Origin of the sequence: Pedobacter sp., assembly GCF_041645105.1 — a bacterium.
GTDB lineage: Bacteria > Bacteroidota > Bacteroidia > Sphingobacteriales > Sphingobacteriaceae > Pedobacter.
The window spans coordinates 311,971-331,398 of sequence record NZ_JBAZQQ010000003.1; the positions used below are offsets into that span (position 1 = coordinate 311,971).

General features: G+C 36.6%; 20 protein-coding genes. 7 read left to right on the top strand and 13 right to left on the bottom strand.

What is annotated here, in order from left to right:
- The first annotated feature begins 83 nt into the window (after positions 1–83).
- Together WC623_RS11320 and WC623_RS11325 are read left to right on the top strand one after the other, a co-directional pair.
- Positions 84–848 carry a 5'-nucleotidase C-terminal domain-containing protein gene (locus WC623_RS11320; protein ID WP_372851034.1) on the top strand — a complete coding sequence of 255 codons (765 nt, stop codon included), beginning with the start codon at positions 84–86 and terminating at the stop codon, positions 846–848.
- Complete coding sequence (locus tag WC623_RS11325; RefSeq protein WP_372851036.1) at positions 826–1,773, top strand: metallophosphoesterase; 948 nt, start codon at positions 826–828, stop codon at positions 1,771–1,773. Before WC623_RS11320 ends, WC623_RS11325 begins: the two co-directional genes overlap by 23 nt.
- 5 nt (positions 1,774–1,778) lie before the next feature.
- Here the strand turns inward: WC623_RS11325 and mnmA are convergent, their stop codons facing one another.
- The 6 genes from mnmA to ribD all read right to left on the bottom strand — a co-directional run bounded on the left by mnmA (position 1,779) and on the right by ribD (position 6,798).
- Entirely contained in the window at positions 1,779–2,870 is a 1,092-nt protein-coding gene (mnmA, locus tag WC623_RS11330) for a tRNA 2-thiouridine(34) synthase MnmA (protein ID WP_372851038.1), read from the bottom strand.
- 113 nt (positions 2,871–2,983) lie between these two features.
- Entirely contained in the window at positions 2,984–3,325 is a 342-nt protein-coding gene (locus tag WC623_RS11335; RefSeq protein ID WP_372851040.1) for a hypothetical protein, read from the bottom strand.
- A 50-nt stretch (positions 3,326–3,375) separates the two neighbouring features.
- Positions 3,376–4,242, bottom strand: a complete 867-nt coding sequence (locus WC623_RS11340) for a nucleoside phosphorylase (protein WP_372851042.1) — start codon at positions 4,240–4,242, stop codon at positions 3,376–3,378.
- Positions 4,243–4,277: 35 nt separating this feature from the next.
- Positions 4,278–4,892: a YigZ family protein gene (locus WC623_RS11345; RefSeq protein ID WP_372851044.1), complete on the bottom strand. Its 615-nt coding sequence runs from the start codon at positions 4,890–4,892 to the stop codon at positions 4,278–4,280.
- Positions 4,892–5,749, bottom strand: a complete 858-nt coding sequence (locus WC623_RS11350) for an EamA/RhaT family transporter (RefSeq protein WP_372851046.1) — start codon at positions 5,747–5,749, stop codon at positions 4,892–4,894. The genes WC623_RS11345 and WC623_RS11350 overlap by 1 nt, the downstream gene beginning before the upstream one ends.
- Positions 5,746–6,798, bottom strand: coding sequence for a bifunctional diaminohydroxyphosphoribosylaminopyrimidine deaminase/5-amino-6-(5-phosphoribosylamino)uracil reductase RibD (gene ribD, locus WC623_RS11355; protein ID WP_372851862.1), 1,053 nt, complete (start codon positions 6,796–6,798; stop codon positions 5,746–5,748). Before ribD ends, WC623_RS11350 begins: the two co-directional genes overlap by 4 nt.
- A 93-nt stretch (positions 6,799–6,891) precedes the next feature.
- Here ribD and prmC point away from each other — a divergent pair, with 93 nt between their 5' ends.
- Positions 6,892–7,755, top strand: a complete 864-nt coding sequence (gene prmC, locus WC623_RS11360; RefSeq protein WP_372851048.1) for a peptide chain release factor N(5)-glutamine methyltransferase — start codon at positions 6,892–6,894, stop codon at positions 7,753–7,755.
- On the opposite strand, the gene xerD is transcribed toward prmC, so the two are convergent.
- Positions 7,752–8,651, bottom strand: coding sequence for a site-specific tyrosine recombinase XerD (xerD, locus tag WC623_RS11365; protein ID WP_372851050.1), 900 nt, complete (start codon positions 8,649–8,651; stop codon positions 7,752–7,754). The two genes, prmC and xerD, sit on opposite strands and share 4 nt — an antisense overlap.
- Before the next feature lie 45 nt (positions 8,652–8,696).
- Here xerD and aroQ point away from each other — a divergent pair, with 45 nt between their 5' ends.
- Positions 8,697–9,116, top strand: a complete 420-nt coding sequence (gene aroQ / locus WC623_RS11370; RefSeq protein ID WP_372851052.1) for a type II 3-dehydroquinate dehydratase — start codon at positions 8,697–8,699, stop codon at positions 9,114–9,116.
- Between the two features lie 11 nt (positions 9,117–9,127).
- On the opposite strand, the gene WC623_RS11375 is transcribed toward aroQ, so the two are convergent.
- Both WC623_RS11375 and WC623_RS11380 read right to left on the bottom strand, forming a co-directional pair.
- A complete protein-coding gene (locus tag WC623_RS11375) occupies positions 9,128–10,144 on the bottom strand; it encodes a glycosyltransferase family 2 protein (RefSeq protein WP_372851054.1) in 1,017 nt (338 codons plus the stop codon).
- Complete coding sequence (locus WC623_RS11380) at positions 10,141–11,025, bottom strand: lysophospholipid acyltransferase family protein (protein ID WP_372851056.1); 885 nt, start codon at positions 11,023–11,025, stop codon at positions 10,141–10,143. The genes WC623_RS11375 and WC623_RS11380 overlap by 4 nt, the downstream gene beginning before the upstream one ends.
- 37 nt (positions 11,026–11,062) lie before the next feature.
- Between WC623_RS11380 and WC623_RS11385 the strand changes: the two genes are divergently transcribed.
- The 3 genes from WC623_RS11385 to mgtE are packed head-to-tail and all read left to right on the top strand — an operon-like array spanning position 11,063 to position 14,174.
- Entirely contained in the window at positions 11,063–11,674 is a 612-nt protein-coding gene (locus WC623_RS11385; protein ID WP_372851058.1) for a WbqC family protein, read from the top strand.
- A 3-nt stretch (positions 11,675–11,677) separates the two neighbouring features.
- A complete protein-coding gene (corA, locus tag WC623_RS11390) occupies positions 11,678–12,796 on the top strand; it encodes a magnesium/cobalt transporter CorA (RefSeq protein ID WP_372851060.1) in 1,119 nt (372 codons plus the stop codon).
- 28 nt (positions 12,797–12,824) lie between these two features.
- Entirely contained in the window at positions 12,825–14,174 is a 1,350-nt protein-coding gene (mgtE, locus tag WC623_RS11395) for a magnesium transporter (protein WP_372851062.1), read from the top strand.
- A gap of 15 nt (positions 14,175–14,189) precedes the next feature.
- On the opposite strand, the gene WC623_RS11400 is transcribed toward mgtE, so the two are convergent.
- The 4 genes from WC623_RS11400 to WC623_RS11415 form a co-directional block, all read right to left on the bottom strand.
- Positions 14,190–14,600: an organic hydroperoxide resistance protein gene (locus WC623_RS11400; protein ID WP_372851064.1), complete on the bottom strand. Its 411-nt coding sequence runs from the start codon at positions 14,598–14,600 to the stop codon at positions 14,190–14,192.
- A gap of 62 nt (positions 14,601–14,662) precedes the next feature.
- Positions 14,663–16,822 carry an FUSC family membrane protein gene (locus WC623_RS11405; RefSeq protein WP_372851066.1) on the bottom strand — a complete coding sequence of 720 codons (2,160 nt, stop codon included), beginning with the start codon at positions 16,820–16,822 and terminating at the stop codon, positions 14,663–14,665.
- A gap of 248 nt (positions 16,823–17,070) precedes the next feature.
- The gene (locus tag WC623_RS11410) at positions 17,071–18,219 is read right to left on the bottom strand and encodes a tetratricopeptide repeat protein (RefSeq protein ID WP_372851068.1); all 1,149 of its coding nucleotides are present in this window, start codon (positions 18,217–18,219) and stop codon (positions 17,071–17,073) included.
- Between the two features lie 86 nt (positions 18,220–18,305).
- Positions 18,306–19,382, bottom strand: coding sequence for a hypothetical protein (locus WC623_RS11415; RefSeq protein WP_372851070.1), 1,077 nt, complete (start codon positions 19,380–19,382; stop codon positions 18,306–18,308).
- Positions 19,383–19,428 lie beyond the last annotated feature (46 nt).

Genomic DNA, 19,428 nt, shown 5'->3' on the forward strand with positions numbered 1-19,428 from the left:
CCTTAACCGGGATTTCTCTTTTTTTTAACCGTTAATTACCTTCATTCTAGTAACTTTGCAACGTTCAGAATGAAAAAACACATATGGTAAAGAATCTGAAGTATCTTTTCAAAGGAAGTTTAGCCCTCTCGGCTGCTTCATTATTATTCTCCTGCTCTACAGGATACCAATTGGTTAAAGCCAATAGGGCAGAATACAATATCAATAAGAATCTGGCTGTAGATAGTTCGATCATAAAATCTTACCTGCCTTATAAAACACAACTGGATGCAGAAATGAACCAGATCCTAGGATATTCGGAGGTGGAAATGGTTAAAAGCAATGATTTGCCAGAAACTGTACTTGGCAATTTCTTTTCTGATGCTGTTTTAGCTGAAGCTTTAAAAACTGATCCAACGATTGATTTCTCTATGCCATCGACAAAAGGGGGGATCAGGGTAGATGTACCTAAAGGAGCAATAAAATTATCTAACATTTTTGAACTGATGCCATTTGAAAATGAGTTGATTGCTTTTACGCTAAAAGGAACAGATGTACAAGAGCTGATTAATTTTATTGCAGCAACCAACGGTCAGCCTGTTGCAGGAATCAGACTGAAAATAAAAAATAAAAAGCCTGTAGATGTATTTATTAAAGGTAAACCCTTTGATCCACAAAAAACATACAGAGTACTCACCTCAGATTATATTGCCGGAGGTGGTGATAATGCCCTTGGATTTAAAAACCCCATTGAAAAAAAGGTACTTGGATTAAAAGTACGACAAGCTATAATCAATTATGTTAAAGCCAACCAAGCTGCTGGTAAAACCCTTAACCCGAAATTAGATGGAAGAATTGTTAATGATTAACCGCAGAGACTTTATAAGAACAGGGGGGATAACCGCTGCTGCAACGGCACTTAGCTTAAATTCTTTTGGATCTATGGCCGCAGGTGATGTGATAAAACTAACCATTCTGCATACCAATGATGTGCATAGTCGTATTGAGCCTTTCCCAATGGATGGATCAAGAAACCAGGGCTTAGGAGGTACCGCCAGACGCGCTGCACTGATCAACAGCATCAGGGCAAAAGATCAGAACGTATTACTTTTAGATGCAGGTGATATATTCCAGGGCACACCATACTTTAATAAATTCGGAGGAGAGCTTGAAATTAAGCTCATGACAGCCATGGGGTATGATGCGGCGACAATGGGGAACCACGACTTTGATAATGGACTGGAGGGCTTTAAAAAGCAACTGCCGCATGCCAACTTTCCAATACTTTGTAGTAATTATAACTTTTCGAATACAATGCTGAAAGGGGACACTCAACCCTATAAGATATTTAAAAAACAAGGTTTAAAGATTGGAGTATTTGGTATTGGGATTGAACTGAAAGGTTTGGTCGAGGAAAAAAATTATGGAGACACTGTTTTCATTGATCCTGTTGTAAAGGCAAATGAGATTGCCGACCTATTAAAGCTAGACTTAAATTGCGACCTTGTAATATGCTTATCTCATTTAGGTTATAAATACAAGAACACTAAGGTTTCCGATCAGGTACTGGCAAAAAACAATAAAAATATAGACCTCATTATAGGTGGGCATACACACACATTTATGCGCGAACCAGAAGATGTGACCAATTTGAGTGGTAAGATTACGACCATAAACCAGGTTGGTTTTGCAGGAATAAACCTGGGTCGGATTGATTATTATTTTGAACGTTATAAAGGGAAGCGGATTAAAACCGCCTCACCTTATTTAATTACTAATGAACTAGATAGTTAATCCTTTTAGCAAAGGAAACCGCCACCTAAAAGGTCATTCCCCTCGTAAAATACAGCGGATTGACCTGGTGCTATTGCAGATACATTGTGATCAAACACCACACGCATTTTATCCTTTTCTTGTACAATCGTACTCAGCATACCTGCGTCTTTATATCGTATTTTGGTTACAACGTTGTCCATAGGCTCTAAAATACTATCATATTTCACCATGTTTACATTTCTAACCATTGCTTCTCTGCGTTCTAATTCTTCAGCTCTGCCCAACACTACAGTATTGCTTTCCGGAAGAATCTGAGTAACGAACATTGGCTCACCAAAGGCTATACCTAAACCTTTTCTTTGTCCTATGGTATAGAACGGGTATCCTTTATGCTGACCAACCACCATACCATTGCTTGTGATGAAGTTTCCACCTGCAACGCGTTGTTCTAAATCTTCTACTTTATGTCTTAAGAATGAACGGTAGTCATTGTCCGGCACAAAACAGATTTCATAGCTTTCACTTTTCTTCGCCAGTTCTTCCTGTCCCATATCAAGGGCCATTTGCCTGATGTCTGCTTTAGCGAAAGAACCTAAAGGGAATTGCGTACGCGCAAGGTTTTCTTGCGAAACCCCCCATAGCACATAAGATTGATCTTTATTTTCGTCTTTACCTTTCGAAATCACATGTCTGCCCGTATCCAGTTTACGGATGTTTGCATAGTGCCCGGTTGCAATAAATTCACAATCCAGTTTATTGGCACGTTTTAACAAAGCTTCCCATTTGATGTGGGTATTGCATAAAACACATGGGTTAGGAGTACGCCCCGCCAGATATTCATCAACAAAGTTGTCGATTACAAAATCACCAAATTCGTCTCTGATATCAAGGATGTAATGTGGAAATCCATAGTTTACAGCAAGTGTGCGGGCATCATTGATGCTATCTAAACTACAACAGCCTGTTTCTTTACTGCTGCTGCCTGAAGTGGCATAATCCCATGTTTTCATGGTCAGACCAATAACTTCATATCCTTGTTCGTGCAACATCACTGCTGCTACTGAACTATCAACGCCGCCACTCATGGCGACTAATATTCTACCGCGTTTGCTCATAATTCTGATACTGACTCGGGTTCAAGGCCCGGTAAATAAATAATAAAAGGCAAAAGTAAGGCTTTTTAAGCTATTTACAAATTGGTGATCTATAGCAACACTCAGATAAGATGTTAAACAAAGGCAGGTACAATGCTATTGGGATCATTGCCCTGAATTTGATTTCTGCGGATATCTTCCAGATCAACTGGCTTTTTAACGATTCTTTTACCCAAACCTGCGGCAGCAGTATACAATAAAAAACCACCAAGAGCCACCTCTTCAACAGCCAGGATAGGGTGTTTCTGGATATTTCTAACCCCTTTCTGGAAAAAGTAAACCCCGGCAATTACTGATATCAAACGCTTGCCTGCTTCTAATTCTTCTGTGGCATATCGGGATATGGCGTTATCGTATTTGTCTAATAATGAATTTAATATGGTTATAGTAAATTTCTCTTTTATATTTTGTAACATAATATTTCAGTTAAATAGTACTTAAATAACGTTTAATGGGCTTTTTTGTTTTAAAGCCTATCTAAAACCATGCCTATTGCTTTGTCGACCACCTGTTGAGGATTCTTACTGAATTCAAAGTTCACCCTGCTTGCTAATATGGCATTTACAGACAAAGCTTTATGTCCCAATACCTTAGCAAGCGCATAAATCCCAGCCGTTTCCATTTCCAAATTTGTAATTCTTACTTGCTGATGACGAAAGGTATTGAGTTGTGTAATCAGATCGGGGACGGCATTCTTAGCTCTGACCTGTCGACCTTGAGGTGCATAAAACCCTGGGGTGGTAACAGTTACACCTTGTTCCATCTGACTACCTATCGACTGTAAAAGTCCGGCATCAGCAGCGGTAACGTAAGGTGTAATCCCTCTAAAATGTGCAAAATGGGTCTTGAATGCATCTAAGAAACTATGTTCATCACCAGATAACTCGTGGATATAATAATTCATTAAAGCATCTAGTCCTACACCAAATGAAGACGCTAATATAGTACCCATCGGCACATCTGGCTGAATGGCTCCTGAAGTACCGATTCGAATGATATTTAAGGAAGTTAATTTCTCCTTAACCATCCTGCTCTGAAAATCAACATTCACTAAAGCATCTAACTCATTGAATACTATATCAATGTTATCAGTACCGATACCAGTTGAAATTACAGTTATACGTCTCTTGCCAAGAAATCCCGTATGGGTAATGAACTCACGCTTCCCTTTTTTGAGTTCTATTTTATCGAAATGCTTAGAAACCTCTGTTACCCGATCCGGATCGCCAACGGTAATAACAGTTTCAGCCAGTTCTTCTGGAAGGAGATTTAAGTGGTAAATGCTCCCGTCTGGATTAATAATTAGGTCTGATGGAGATAAAGCGTGTCCCATAATTAAGCTTAAGTATAGGATAAAGCTATAAATTATCAGGCAGTAAAAAGGTATTTTAATTGAACCCCTTCTATTTTTTCAATCTTTCCCAAGATACTGTTGAGGCTGGATTTTCTGATTTCAATCTTAATACTGCAGGAGTTATCGAATTCCTGGGACATAATATTTAATTTTTCTTCTTTAATCAGCCTCATCACATCGTTCATCAGCAGATAATCGAACTGCAATTCATATATATCATTTACCGTTTTCTCAATTACCTCGGCAGCTTGAATTGCCTCTACAGCAGCTGTTTTATACGCATTTATAAGTCCCGGCACCCCAAGCAATGTGCCACCAAAATAACGAACTACTACAATCAGTACATTGGTAATATCGGCAGAAAGCATTGAGTTTAGTATTGGCCTGCCTGCTGTACCAGAGGGCTCGCCATCATCCTGAATGCGAAATATACTCCTGTCGGGACTTAGACGAAATGCCCAGCAAAAGTGCCTGGCTTTAGGATGTTCTGCCCTCAATGCTGTTAAAATATCTTTTACAGCATCTTCGGATAAAATAGGATAAGCATAACCAATAAACTTACTTCCACGGTCCCTGAATATGCCTTCTGAAGGAGCTGATATAGTTTTATAAGTATCGTCGAACAGCATTAAAAGAATGGATTAGTAATAAGAAGTATGGCTACAAGTGAAAGTGCTAATCCCCAGTAATTCAATTTATTTAACTTTTCTTTGAATATAAGTATACCTACTAAACTACCCAGAATAATAACACCCATATTCATTGCTGCGAATACAACAGAAGGGTTGTCTGCCATTGCACGATGTGCTTTCAAATAGAATAGGATATTGAAGAAATTGAAAAAGCCTAAAATACATCCGCAAAGAAAATTTACCAATTCAAGTTTCTGCTTTTTAACTGCGGAAAGATAGAAAATGGAGAGGAGCGATACGATAAAAGCTAGAAAAAAGATAATGATTAAGGAATTGGTATAAGGAATAGCCTTAATTTGAGCAACTTTTTTAAAAAGTGTATCAATAACTCCAAAACCAACAAAAACAAACATTGGATACAACCAGTTTAAACCTTCATTTTTCTGCACCGTCTTTTTATGAAGTGTAAAAAAAATAGCTATAAATCCAACTGATAAACCTACGATTTTAAGGGTACTAAAACTTTCCTTGAAAAGGAAATAAGAGGCCAGCAAAGGAATAAACAAAGATAAACGCTGTGCAATATCTGTTTTTACAATTCCAATATGACGTACTGATCCTGCCAAAAACCAAAAAACCAAAGGTAACAATATACCTAAAGCAATATAAACCGGATCAATTGAAGCTGAAAAAAAACTACTGAAACTGGGTTTGTAAAAAATGAAAGCCAGAACAATAGCGAACAAATAGTTCCAGGTGACCGCCTGGGTAATGTTTATTTTATATCTTTTTGCAAGTTTGAGGAGGATGGCGACTGTAACACTACAGCAAATACTGATAAGTAGGAATATCATGAATGGTTATTTTGATATATGGTAAGTGTATCGGTTTCTATATTAAATTGATCTGTAATTACTCCGTTTATTTGCGGTGAAGGAATACCTTCTTTCCAGATTTTATTAGAGTTAAACACCCTGGCTTCGTCCCAAAGATTTCCCTTGATAAACTGATGTAAAATATTTGCTCCGCCTTCTATAATAACGGACTGTATATCCATTAGGTACAACTGAAATGCTATTTTCTGAGGCAGATAATATTGCATGTCCTCCATTTGGATATAATGGATATTATTCTGCACTTCAGTCTTATGTTCATTAAATACAACTGTTTTAGCTACATCATTAAAAAGATTGTTGCTTAATGGAATCTCCAGATTACGGTCTATAACAATACGAATAGGGTTTTTACCTTGCCATTCTCTGACATTTAATTGTGGGTTGTCTGCCAGAGCAGTAAGTTTTCCAACAAGAACGGCATCTTCTTCAGTTCGCCATTTATGAACCAGTTGTTTTGCCATATCACCGGTTATCCAACGCTGAGCAACATCTTTAGGTGCAAAATATCCATCAGCAGTACTTGCCCATTTTAAAATAATATAAGGTCTTTGCTTACGGATCCTGGTAAAAAAACGACGGTTAAGCTGAGTACATTCTTGCTCCAAAACACCAGTAACGACTGCTATACCAGTATTTCTAAGTTTTTCAATGCCTTTACCGTCTACATCTGCAAAAGGGTCTCTGTTGCCAATTACAACCTTCTTAACCTGATGTCTGACAAGCAGATCTGCACAGGGTGGAGTTTTACCAAAATGTGCACATGGCTCTAAACTTACATAAACAGTCGCACTGGCCAATAATCCGGCTGCTTGATCTCCATATTTTGCAATAACCGAATGAATTGCATTCACTTCTGCATGTGCCTCACCGTACTTAGCATGATAACCTTCACCAATGATTTTCCCATCACTTACAATAACACAACCAACGAGCGGGTTTGGGCTTACATTTCCCATACCAAGGTTTGCTAATTCCAGGCATCGCTGCATGTATAATTCGTCTGTCATCATAGCAAAAGTAAGGTTAAATTACGATTTATGGATGACGAACTTCTAATAACAGTGTAACAATACCTTAGGTATTATCATTATTTTTGTAGCATGAAACTACAGGATTTAGCAAGGAAGTTTAAAGAAGGGTTACATGATATTTATGGACACGATGAAGCAGAATCTATATTCTTAATTGCCATTCAGTCTGTCTTACAGTATAAAAGGGCCGATTACCTGCTTAAAAAAGCGGAGGTGCTTTCTGCTGAACACCTGTCTAAACTACAAAATATCCTCTCAGAATTAAAAACAGGCAAACCTTTGCAATATATACTCGGTGAAACTGTGTTCTATGGCTTTCCATTTAAGGTAAACGGCTCTGTGCTAATACCCAGACCTGAAACTGAGGAACTGGTAGAATGGATAATTGAAAGTGCTGAACTGGCTGATGTTACAGGAACTGGTCTGCGTATTCTGGACATTGGAACAGGCAGTGGTTGCATCGCTGTTTCTTTACAGAAAAGTCTGCCGAACAGTAAGGTGTCTGCATTGGATATATCTAAAGAGGCAATTGAGATTGCTTCGACTAATGCTTCATTAAATGAAGTAGATATCAATTTTTTACAGGCAGACATCAGGACATTTACAACTGAGAAAAAATTCGATTTAATAGTGAGCAATCCGCCTTACATTACACAACATGAAAAAGAGGAAATGCACAATAATGTATTGGAGCACGAGCCTCATTTGGCTTTGTTTGTAGCAGATGAAAAACCGTTAGAATTTTATGAAGCTATAGCTGACTTTGCCTGGCTAGGCCTAAGTGACATGGGTTTATTGTTCTTTGAGATCAACGAACATCTAGGTCAGGAGACTATTGATATGTTATCTTCTAAATCATTTATAAACATCGAATTAAAAAAAGATATGCAGGGTAAAGACAGGATGATTAAGTGCGAAAAAGCAAGCGTTTAACTTCTGGAATGAAAATCAGTCACCACACCTTTTAAATAACCTCTGTCAAGATGTGTATAGATCTCTGTCGTGGTAATACTGGAATGACCGAGCATCTCTTGTACAGCTCTTAAGTCTGCTCCGCCCTCTATTAAATGCGTAGCAAAGGAGTGACGAAAGGTATGTGGACTGATGCTTTTTCTTAAGCCCGACTTTTCAGCTAGTGCCTTAATGATATTAAAAACGGATATACGTGATAGCCTGGTACCTGATCTATTGAGGAAAATATAATCCTCGAAACCTCTTTTTATGGGAATATGAACCCGTGTTTGATGAAGGTAAATGTTAATGTATTTCAATGCGGTTAATCCAATTGGCACCAGTCGCTCTTTATTACCTTTTCCGGTAACTTTAATAAATTCATTATCTTCATAGATGTCGGAAATCTTAAGATTGATCAGCTCCGAAACCCGCAAGCCACAACCATAGAGGGTCTCCAGGATCGCTTTATTACGCATCCCATCAGATTTTGAGGCATCAATTATATTGATCATAGCATCAATCTCATGGATTTCCAATGTATCTGGCAGATGACGTGCTAAACGTGGCGTTTCCAGATTTTCCGATGGATCTGAATCGATGATTTCTTCAAGCACAAGGAAGCTGAAAAATGACTTGAGCGAAGAAACCACCCTTGCTTGTGTACTTGCCATCATCCCCAACTCATTGATCCAGCTAATAAAAAGCTTTAAATCTGAGCTATTGGTACTCTTTAAATCAGGAACTTGCCCAACACTTTCAAAATATTGTAATAATTTATTTAAGTCACCAAGATAACTCTCAATAGTGTTTAAAGATAGAGAACGCTCTAACTTGAGGTAATTTTTAAACGATTGCAGGTAGGGGTTATGAATCACAAAAAAGAATTTTATACTCGAATTTTTTATTCTAAGTTTGACTCGATGAAGATACAAATTATTAATGGCCCAAATTTAAACCTTTTAGGAGTTCGTGAACCTGGTATTTACGGAAATCAAGGTTTTGATACTTATATAAATGAACTGCGTGACATGTACAGTATTATTGAAATTGATTATTTCCAAAGCAATGTTGAAGGAGAATTGATCAATAAACTACATGAAGTTGGCTTTAGTTACGATGGTATTGTCATTAATGCAGGTGGTTACACCCATACTTCGGTAGCTATAGCTGATGCAATTGCCGCTATAAAAACTCCGGTTATTGAAGTTCATATCTCTAACATATATGCCAGAGAAGAATACAGACATGTATCGCTAACTGGAAAAAACTGCAAAGGTGTACTTACGGGTTTTGGTATAGATGGCTACAGATTGGCTATTGAAAGCTTATTAAAAGGCTAACAAAGTAAATATTAAGGTAGCTGACTATAAAATCTTATCTTCTTGATAAAATAAGCCCATACAATACTGGATGGATACTGTCCGGTATGTTTTAAAAAATCTATTTGCTTAGCCGCTCTTTTTCTTCCATTCCTGGACAGGTTTTGCAGAAAATGATAATGCGCTTTATTAATTGACCAGGCAAAATCCGATTTTCCTTGTAACAAAAAGTGAATCCAGGCTATAAAATCAAGACACATTCTTATAAAGATCCTTGAATAGGCATCATTTAAAGGCAGGTTCTTTTGCATGATAACCAGATTGTTCTTGAAATTAAGATAGGTTTTATAAGGGTTGTTAGCATTCAATGTTCCGCCTCCTACATGGTAAACCTCTGCTTTTGGACAATAAATAACTTTGTATCCCAGGTTTTTTAATCGCCAGCACAGGTCAATCTCTTCCATATGGGCAAAGAAATCAGGATCAAGTCCGCCAGCTTCTTTCCAACATTTACTTCTTACAAATAACGCTGCACCGCTAGCCCAGAAAATCTCCCTTTGATCCTCGTACTGATTGGTATCGATCTCTACTGTATCAAATAAACGGCCTCTGCAAAAAGGAAAGCCATGTAAATCTAAATAACCGCCTGCAGCACCAGCATATTCAAACTGACTCTTGTTTTTCTGCCATTTGATCTTTGGTTGAGCCACAGCTATATTACTGTCGACTTCCATAGCATCAATAACAGGTTGAATCCAGTTCTCCGGAACTTCAACATCAGAGTTCAGTAATACATAATAATCAGCTTCAACCTGATCTAAAACTCTACCATAGCCTTCTGCAAAGCCATAATTATGATCATTTACAATAATGCGTACTTGCGGATAATTGGCTTTCAGGAAAGCGACAGAATCATCTGTGGAATTGTTGTCTCCAACAATAAGCTGCAAATTGGGATATACCGATTTAATCACGCCCGGCATAAACTGCTCTAGCAATGCCTTCCCATTCCAATTTAATATTACTACTGCTACACTTGGTATTGTCATTCTCCTGCGTCCATCTGTTTATGTTTCCAACGTTTATGGCTCCAAAGCCAAAAAGCTGGTTCTTCGTTCAAAAATTTTTCAAGCATTGCAAATTGCATATCTGTAATCTGATGCCCTTCTGTTGCTTTGGGGTCAAGGCATAAAGGGATGCAATCTACTTCATAATACCCTCTTTTTACAACTTTAGCCTTGAAATAAAATATTGGTCTGTTGGTTTGTATTGCAATTTTCTCTAATCCTAGTAATACGGGGGTATTCTGGTTCATAAAGTTAATCCAATAACTGGAGTCACTTCTTCCAGGCGTCTGATCACCAGCAAAACAGAACATCGTAGCTTCATTTCTTGTAGCTGCAAGAGCCCGTAAAGTTTGTTTCATCGGAATAAAATAATTGCCAAAACGAGTTCTCATTTTATAAAACCAATCATCAAAATGTTCATTATGTAGTGGTTTGTAAATAACGTATGCTGGTTTAGAGAGTTCTGCACCTAAAGCTAGCATACATAATTCCCAATTCCCATAATGTCCAGTACAAGCTAAAACACTTTCACCTCTGTTAAAATAAGCCTCTACTAAATGTAGGTTAGTAAATTTTACTCTTCGCTTAAGTTCAGCTCTGGAAATAGAATTCATCTTTATTACTTCAACAATGAGGTCATTGAAATATCTAAAGAACTGTTTTTCAATCTTAATAATCTCTGCAGGAGTTTTCTCAGGAAAGGACTTTGTCAGGTTTTCCCGCACCACCTTTTTACGGTACTGAAATATATAGTATACCAGATAATACCCTATTGTAAAAATGAAATAGAGGACCGAAAGGGGTAATAAGGACAAAAAGTTCAAAAAACCTATTCCTATATAAGAAAAGCCTTTTTTTATCATTAATTTGGCAAATTAAGATGCAAACATAAAATATCAGATGCAAAGTTCAGCTATATTCCCACTTTTTTATCTTCCTCCTGTAGGTTACTTTTCTGGTCTGAAAGACTTTGATTATAATTTTTCATTAGAGAAAGAGGAACATTTCCCTAAACAAACCTATAGAAACCGAACAAGAATATATTCACCAAATGGACATTTAGATTTAATTATTCCTGTAATAAAGGGGTCTAAAGTACACACAAAGATCAAAGATGTTAAAATCAGTAATGATTTTAACTGGCAACGCTTACATTGGAAGAGCTTTGAAAGCTGTTATAGAAATGCTGCTTATTTTGAATTTTATGAAGATGAATTTTCACATTTCTACCATACAAAATTTGAATATTTGTTTGACTACAATCTGCAGCTTTTAGAATGGCTGTTCAAACAATTGAAAAAGGAACCTACAATTGGTTACACAACTGAATATATAAAAGAGATTGATCCAGCCCTGGACTTTAGAAGTAAAATACATTTTAAATATCCTGTGAATGAGACAGAATTTAAGCCCTATTTCCAGGTTTTTGATGATAGGGAAGGCTTTAAACCAAACTTAAGTATTGTAGATCTGTTATTTAATCAAGGTCCGCAAACTAAATCATATCTATGATGTATGGCTAAACCAGCAAAACATAAGCGTAAACGCAAACGCTATTCCTTACCAGAAGCCGGTTCCAGTCCGGGTGTAGTTTATATCGATAAAAATGCGCTTCAACCTGTTATCATGTTTCATAGCTATAATGACCATCATTATGCGGTGAAGCAGATTGATAATATCGAGAACCTATCAAGAATTCTGAGCAATCATGAATTCAACTACTGGATTGAGATCAAGGGTTTTGGCTCTATAGCAATGTTTGAAACGCTAAGTGCCGATTTTGGAATTAGTAAGCTGGTTTTAGAAGACATTACGCGAACTTATCAGCGTCCTAAGCTGGAAGAGTACGGAAAATATGATTTCGCTGTGAGTAGAATGCTTCATTTTGATGAGCAGAAAAATCTTGAAAATGAACAAGTCTCCTTTATATTAATGGAGAATGCCCTTTTTACTTTACAAGAAGGCTATGATGATTGTCTGGAGCCAGTTAGAAATCGACTGAAAGTAGGGAAGGGCAATATCAGAATTGCTGGAAGCAGCTACCTGATGTATGCTTTAATGGATATCATCATTGATACTTATTTTCAAATTCTGGGTCAATGGGGTGATGAGCTAGATCTTATTGAAGATCGTTTGTTTGACAAACCAGACAAGAGCGTAATGTTTGACACCCAATTGGTTAAAAGGAATCTAATCAATGTTAGGAGGGTAGTATGGCCAGAACGCGACAAGCTAAATGACATGCTAAGGAGTGATAGCTTACTGATCCCGGATCAAACAAAAATGTACATCAGGGATGCCTATGACCATTGCATACAAATTATTGATATAGTCGAATCTTTAAAAGAGATTTCTGCCAGTAATATTGACATGTACCTCTCTATCATCAGTAACAGGATGAATGAGATCATGAAAGTGCTGACAATCATTTCTTCAATTTTTATTCCTCTGACTTTTATCGCTGGAATTTATGGGATGAACTTCGCATTTACGGATCCCGTAACAGGCAAAGTATTACCACAAAATATGCCTGAGCTTTATGATGAACATGGCTATTTATATACGATGATTGTTATGGGGGGAATTGCAGTCGCACAAATCATATATTTCTGGCGTAAAGGATGGTTTAAATAGGGTTGATTATTATTACCTTTATTACCTCATGCAATCTTTCGAATTAGATAAGACAGATTTATCCAGAATTAAGCAAGCCTTAAGTGCTGATGACGAGCAGCTCAAGGTAATTCTGGGGGAGTACCATGCCTCGGAAATTGCCATCTTATTTGCCAATCTGAATAAAGATGAGAAACAAAGAATCATTAATTTACTGGATGTAGAGACTGCTTCTGAGGTAATTTCAGAAATGCACGAGGAATCACACCCAGAAGAGCTTTTGCTGCAATTACATCCGGATAAACGCACAGAGATTGTTGAAGAGCTGGATTATGATGATGCTACAGACATTATTTCGCAACTGGAAGAGCATGAACAAAAGGAGATTCTGGCTGACCTTAACGAAGATGATGCTTCAAGTATCAGGAACCTTTTAAGCTATCACGAAAAAACCGCTGGTGGATTGATGAATACGGAGTTTATCCGCATTAATTTGAACTTAGCTAAGAAAGATGCGATAGAGGAAATTATCCGACAGAGTGAAGAAATTGAAGAGTTCTACACCATATTTGTGGTAAATGACCACAATGTTTTCCAGGGAATTGTATCATTAAAAGACATCATTAAGGCTAAAGGAAATGTACAAATTACGGAATTGGTAAAGGCTGAGGTAGCCTGGGTTTATCCAGATACAGATCAGGAAGAGGTGGCCCGACTAATTTCACAATATAACATCACCAGTATTCCTGTACTTGATAAAGAATTAAAACTACTTGGACGTGTTACATTTGATGATGTAATTGACGTTTTAGAAGATGAAAATACTGAAGATATTTTAAAGATATCCGGAGTCTCTGAAGATGAGGAACTGAGTGGTAACTGGATTGAAGCCGTAAAATCACGTTTACCATGGTTAATTCTCAATCTAGGCACTGCATTCCTGGCCTCATCAGTAGTAAGGCATTTTGATGATACCATCAAGCTCATGGCTGTTTTGCCAGCATATATGACCATTATTGCAGGTATGGGAGGAAATGCCGCAACTCAGGCTCTTGCTGTAACTGTAAGGAGGATTTCCCTATATGATTTAAGTGACAGGCAAGCTTACAGGACTGTTTTAAAAGAGTTTACTGTGGGTTTAATTAATGGGGCCTGTACAGGTGCAATTGTATTTTTATTCGCTCTGTATTTTGATTCAAATCCTTTATTGGGAATAGTGATATTCTTAGCAATGACAGGTAATTTGATAATAGCAGGCATTACGGGGGCTGGTATTCCATTGGCACTTAAAAGAGTAGGTATTGATCCGGCTATTGCTTCTTCAATAATTATTACAACATTTACAGACGTCTTTGGATTTTTATTCTTGCTGGGACTTGCGAGTAAGCTTTTACTATAACAAGAGTAACAGCTATTAAATAGCTGTTACTCTTGTTTCAATATTTCCTTTTGTAGCCTTTGAATAAGGACAAGCATGATTGGCTTTATCGGCTAATTTCTGAGCTTCTTCTGTACTGATGCCTGGAATATGCACATCCAGGTCTGCAGATAATACGAATGCATTTCCATCTTTATTAAATGAAACATGAACATCTACCGTAGCCTCCGAAACATCTACGCCTTCACGTTCTGCAATTGAACCTAATGCACCTAAATAACATGGTCCCCAGGCTGCAGCAAACAATTGCTCAGGATTAGTAGCTCCTCCTTGTCCGCCCATTTCTCTTGGTTTTCTAAGATCAAATTCTATTGTTCCATCACTTGATTTAATATGACCATTTCGGCCACCTTTTGCCGTAACAGTGGCTGTATACAATTTCTCCATAATTTCTTGTTGTTTTTTTACTGTCTATACAACAGAAAAAAATCAATTATAGTTTTATCTATTTATATTTTGATTTTCTCTGAGAGCTTGAAGATATCATAAGCCACTTTTTGGATCAGATCGATCTGTTCACTTATAATCACCTCATCGGTTTGACTTGCATTCTGGTTCTCAATATTCTGTCTGATCAACGGTACGTTACTTGTTGTCCCCTTATTGGACTGTAAATTCTCAATAGCAAGATTCAAAAGATAGATCGTGTTTTGAACCACTGGCTTAAGCGTCTCGAAATTTGAAACTACAAAATCATGTTCCTTTTTATACAAAGAAAGTGTAGCAATATAAGAGGCGAGATGATGGTTCAAAGTTGTAAACTGATGTAATTCCTTCATCATCATCTGTTTACTTTTGGGTTCCGAGAACATACGCTGGAAAAGAGAGGCAAGGTTGGCCGTCGTTACATAAACTTCTTTACGGGCTACCTTATAATTGGTCATGTTATATACTTCATCTACATACAACAAAACTACCTCTTCAAAATACTTCATATTGGCCTTTAAAGTATCCAACATAGCTTCTTTCAGTTTCTGGTGTTCCCAATTCGGGAAAAGAGAATAACTAGCCAGCAAAGCAATACCAGACCCAATTAAGGTATCGTAAATTCTTTCTCTTGCTATAGACAAACTACCCATGCCCAAAAAATCAAAGAGCACAAGAATATAAGGTGTCATAAAAAGCACACTTACCACATAGTTTTTACGTTGAAAGCTATAGGCACCAATCATACAAAATAACAGGATGATAAATAAAGTATTTTTATCCTGTACATAAACCAGAATTCCCATTCCAATAAAAGCACCGACTACAGTTCCAATTATCCTTTCATAATTCCTCTGTTTGGTCAGACTAAAACCAGGCTTTGAAATCACCAAAATGGTAAGTAATATCCAGTAACTGTGTGAGAAATTCAAAGATTTTGCGACCACAAAACCAATGAGCATAACAATTGCCACTCGCAAGGAATGACGGAATGTAGAAGAACTAAATGTCATGTTCTCATATAGTAAACCACGATCCAGACTTTGCCTCGTCACAAACTTATCTACTTCAATCTCACGAGGTTTTAGATTCTTCTTTTCCTTTTTATTAAAATAGCTATTGATAGTTTTTACACGGGAAAGGATATTTTCAATATTAACTTCAATATTTTTTAAAGCTATAATTCCTAAAGTGCTGTATTTACCATCTGTATTATTCAGTTCCAATTCAGCTATTTCACGTTTTAGCTTTTCAACATCCTCCATCAATGAAATAGGAAGGTTGGGAACACTACCCGTTTTTAAAGAGAAAGCGATATCATCCAGTTCATCAGCTATTTTTATGATAATAGATTCGTAATTCCTCAGGATACCAGAATCATCAAATTGATCATGTAATTGCTTGTAATTGTAATAGGTAGACATTACTTGCTCGAAAAGATCGACCATATCCACAAAAACAAGTAGTAAAAAACGTCCTTCAGGAGTAGATTCCCGGATAATCTCTCGGGTTTTGAACATCACTTCTCTAACAGCATCTTGTTTCTCATGTACCAGCACCTGAAGTTGCAGTAACTCAGCATAGTTATCATCATAGTCAATGTTTTTATGATAAAACTTAGCTTTAGCTCTTAAAAAAAGACTTACTTCATGTATAGAATCGCTTAATGTCTGCTGAACAATACGAAAAGGGCGAATTCTATAAAAAAAATAACTAAGTAGGGTATACCAGATACTGCCAATAAGGAGTAGGGAAGATGAAAAAAGTACTTCTTTCCATGGTCTGATATCGTCAATGCTCAATACCATGATGAGTAAAGCCGCAGTTCCAACAGAAGCTGCTCTGGTACCATAAAGAAACAACATGGAGAAAATAAAGCTGAAGAATATCAGTAAAACAGCTGTAAAATAAACGTTGCTATTGGTTAATCCAACTACAATAAAAATAATTGTAATCAATGCAGTGGTGATCAGCATTGCATTTCTGCGATGAACAATCGGACCTGGAGAATCTACAACACTAACACATAAAGCACCTAATGACAATGTCATGCCGTATTGCAACAAGCCAAATTGAGCCATAATTAATGATGGACAAAGTACGCCTAATGTAATTCGCAGACCATCAGCAAAATAAGTACTCAATAAAAAATCATGTATATTTCTGATGGGGCGATTAAACATATTGCAAATCTATAAATAATGCATATCAATTACTTGACCATTTTGATATAGTAATATCAGCATTTTTTAGGCTTCTTTAAGGCAAAAGGCAAAATATTTATTACACTTGTAAAGTGCAGAATAGGGAGTCTCAAGAATCACTACTTAACATAATATTAATTATATCACAAATATCAGTAAATAGGAAGGAGAAGAGATTGTTTTGTCAATATACCAATTTTAAAAGTAAAGAAGGATTATTTGCTGACTTAAAACTCTTCGAGTTTACTTTTAAGCTCTTGAATTTTATCAAGTCTTTTTTTACGGGTATAAATATCAATCAGCAACTGCACGGTCGCCTTGTCATTCTGATTGATTTCGTGCGCTTGTAATAATGCAATCTCAGCGCGGTTGATATATGAAGAAAATTTTGGTGTATTCTGACCACCTCCAGATTTAAGCGATTCATTCGCAGAATTTATATAAACGAGTCCCAACTGATACAAGGCATCAAAATAGTTCTCGTCAATTCCTAAAGCTTTATTGTACGCTAGTTCTGCCGTACTGTTATTTGCTTTGTGCTGTTGCAGATAACCATAGAGAAAATACAATAATTTATTATTTGATTCTACTTTGATTGTAGATTCGATTACTTTCAATGCTTCTGTATATTTTTCATTATCCAATAAAAGATTGATATAGTCATTGGTTAAAAATACATTATAAGGATTAGCCTTAATGCCATCTTCAAGTGTTCGTATAGCTAATTCATGCTCAAACTTAGAGCTATAAATATTTGCCATATTTTGGAAAACTACTGGATTTTTAATGCCATTTTCTTTAGCTCTTTTGAAATAAATCAGCGCTTTATCATATGCCTGTATGTTTTGTGCTGATAATGCTACATTAATCGCTAAGGCAGTGTCTTTGGGTAAAAAATCACTTACCTCTTTAAGCAGATCAAATGCTGCTGCATAATCTCCCTTTGAATAAGCACTACTCCCCTTCTTCTGTTTTCTAATGTTTACATTGTACGATGAAGCAGCAATAAGACGGTAGTTTGCCTGAAATTTATCAAGACGATTTGCAGAATCAATAGCCTGTAATGCAAGGCCATAATATTTATCGGCATTACCCTCATCGGTATCAATAATAGATACGTATGATGCTAAATATGCCTTTAGAGCCCATGTTTCAGGCCATCTTTTCGTCTTCTTATCATTCTGAGCTGCCTCAGCCGCTTTAATCCCCTCTCCTAATACCGCAAGCTGTTTCTTGGCATCTTGCTTGGCATTTATAGCTACCTGTAATTTACCGACACTGTTCCTTGCAATTTGAAGTTGGCTCTTCTGGGCAAAGACAACATTACAACTCACGGAAACCAAAAACAAACTAGAAAAAAAGGATATCTTACTCATAGAAAAGGTGTGTTACTGATACAAACTTATAAAAAAAAAAGAGGGATAAAAATTACCCCTCTTTTTCTTTAAGACTTCTTACAAAATTATTGCTTAATTGCGTCTAATTTCTTTTTCATATCCTCATAATTAGGCGTGTCGTTCTTAAACATATAAATGATTTTAAGATTCTCTAGTGCACTAACATTCTTAGGGTCTATTTCTAAAGCTTTTTTGAAATAAGGCATAGACTCATCAATAAACTTGTTCATTTGTGCAGTCATTGCATCAAATTCTTTTTTCTTTTTAACGTCCAAAGCATTTCTTTTGTTTTGGATAGCCAATGCTTGTTTGTAATAGGTTTCACCCATTAAATACTGATAGACAGCATTTTTAGGATCTTTAACAATTAGTTTTTTAAGCATTTCCTGTGATTTACTAATATCACCGCTTTTAATATAGAGATCAGTCTCTAAACCAATGAAATAAGCATCTTCCGGATATTTAACTGCAGCCTCCTGAATTAATTTTAATCCAGCAACGCTATCCTTTAATTTATCCATTGTAATATTGATCATTTCAGAATATAACGCCTTTGACTCTGGATAATTCAATTCGGTTGCTTTTTTGAAATTCTTGATTACCTCTGGGTAATTCTGGATCTCTTTCGCTGTAACACCTGCATTTACATACATTGATGTATCATTAGGGTTTTTAGCTGTAATTTCATTGAAAGCTTCTAATGCGGTTTTGAAATCTTTCTTTCTATAAGCATAAATAGCTCTGTTTCTTACTGCATTTTCAACATTTGTTTTTGCCTGTGCAATATTCTCTTTTTCTGAACCTTTTTTATCAAGCTCTTCTGCTTTTGTAATTGCTTCATCAGCAATCTTCTGTTTAGCTTTTGCATTATTAAGATTCACTGAGTCGATCAGAGCAATTCTTGAAGCAAATAATGCTCTGTAAACCCATGCTTCAGCCATCACTTTAGATTTTTCATTAGCGATAGCCACATCAGTCCGAGCCAATCCACCGTTAAGCGTCTTTAAGTCTGTAGCAAGAGACTTACCCGATGTAATACCTAAAAGGTTCCAGGTCTTTTTCGCCTCATTGATTTCACTTTTCTGAGCGCTTGCAAATGAGGCAACACCTGCAAACATTATACTTAGAAGTACTTTTTTCATTGTTTTACATTTTATTTTTTAATAATAATGATTCATTACAAGCCCA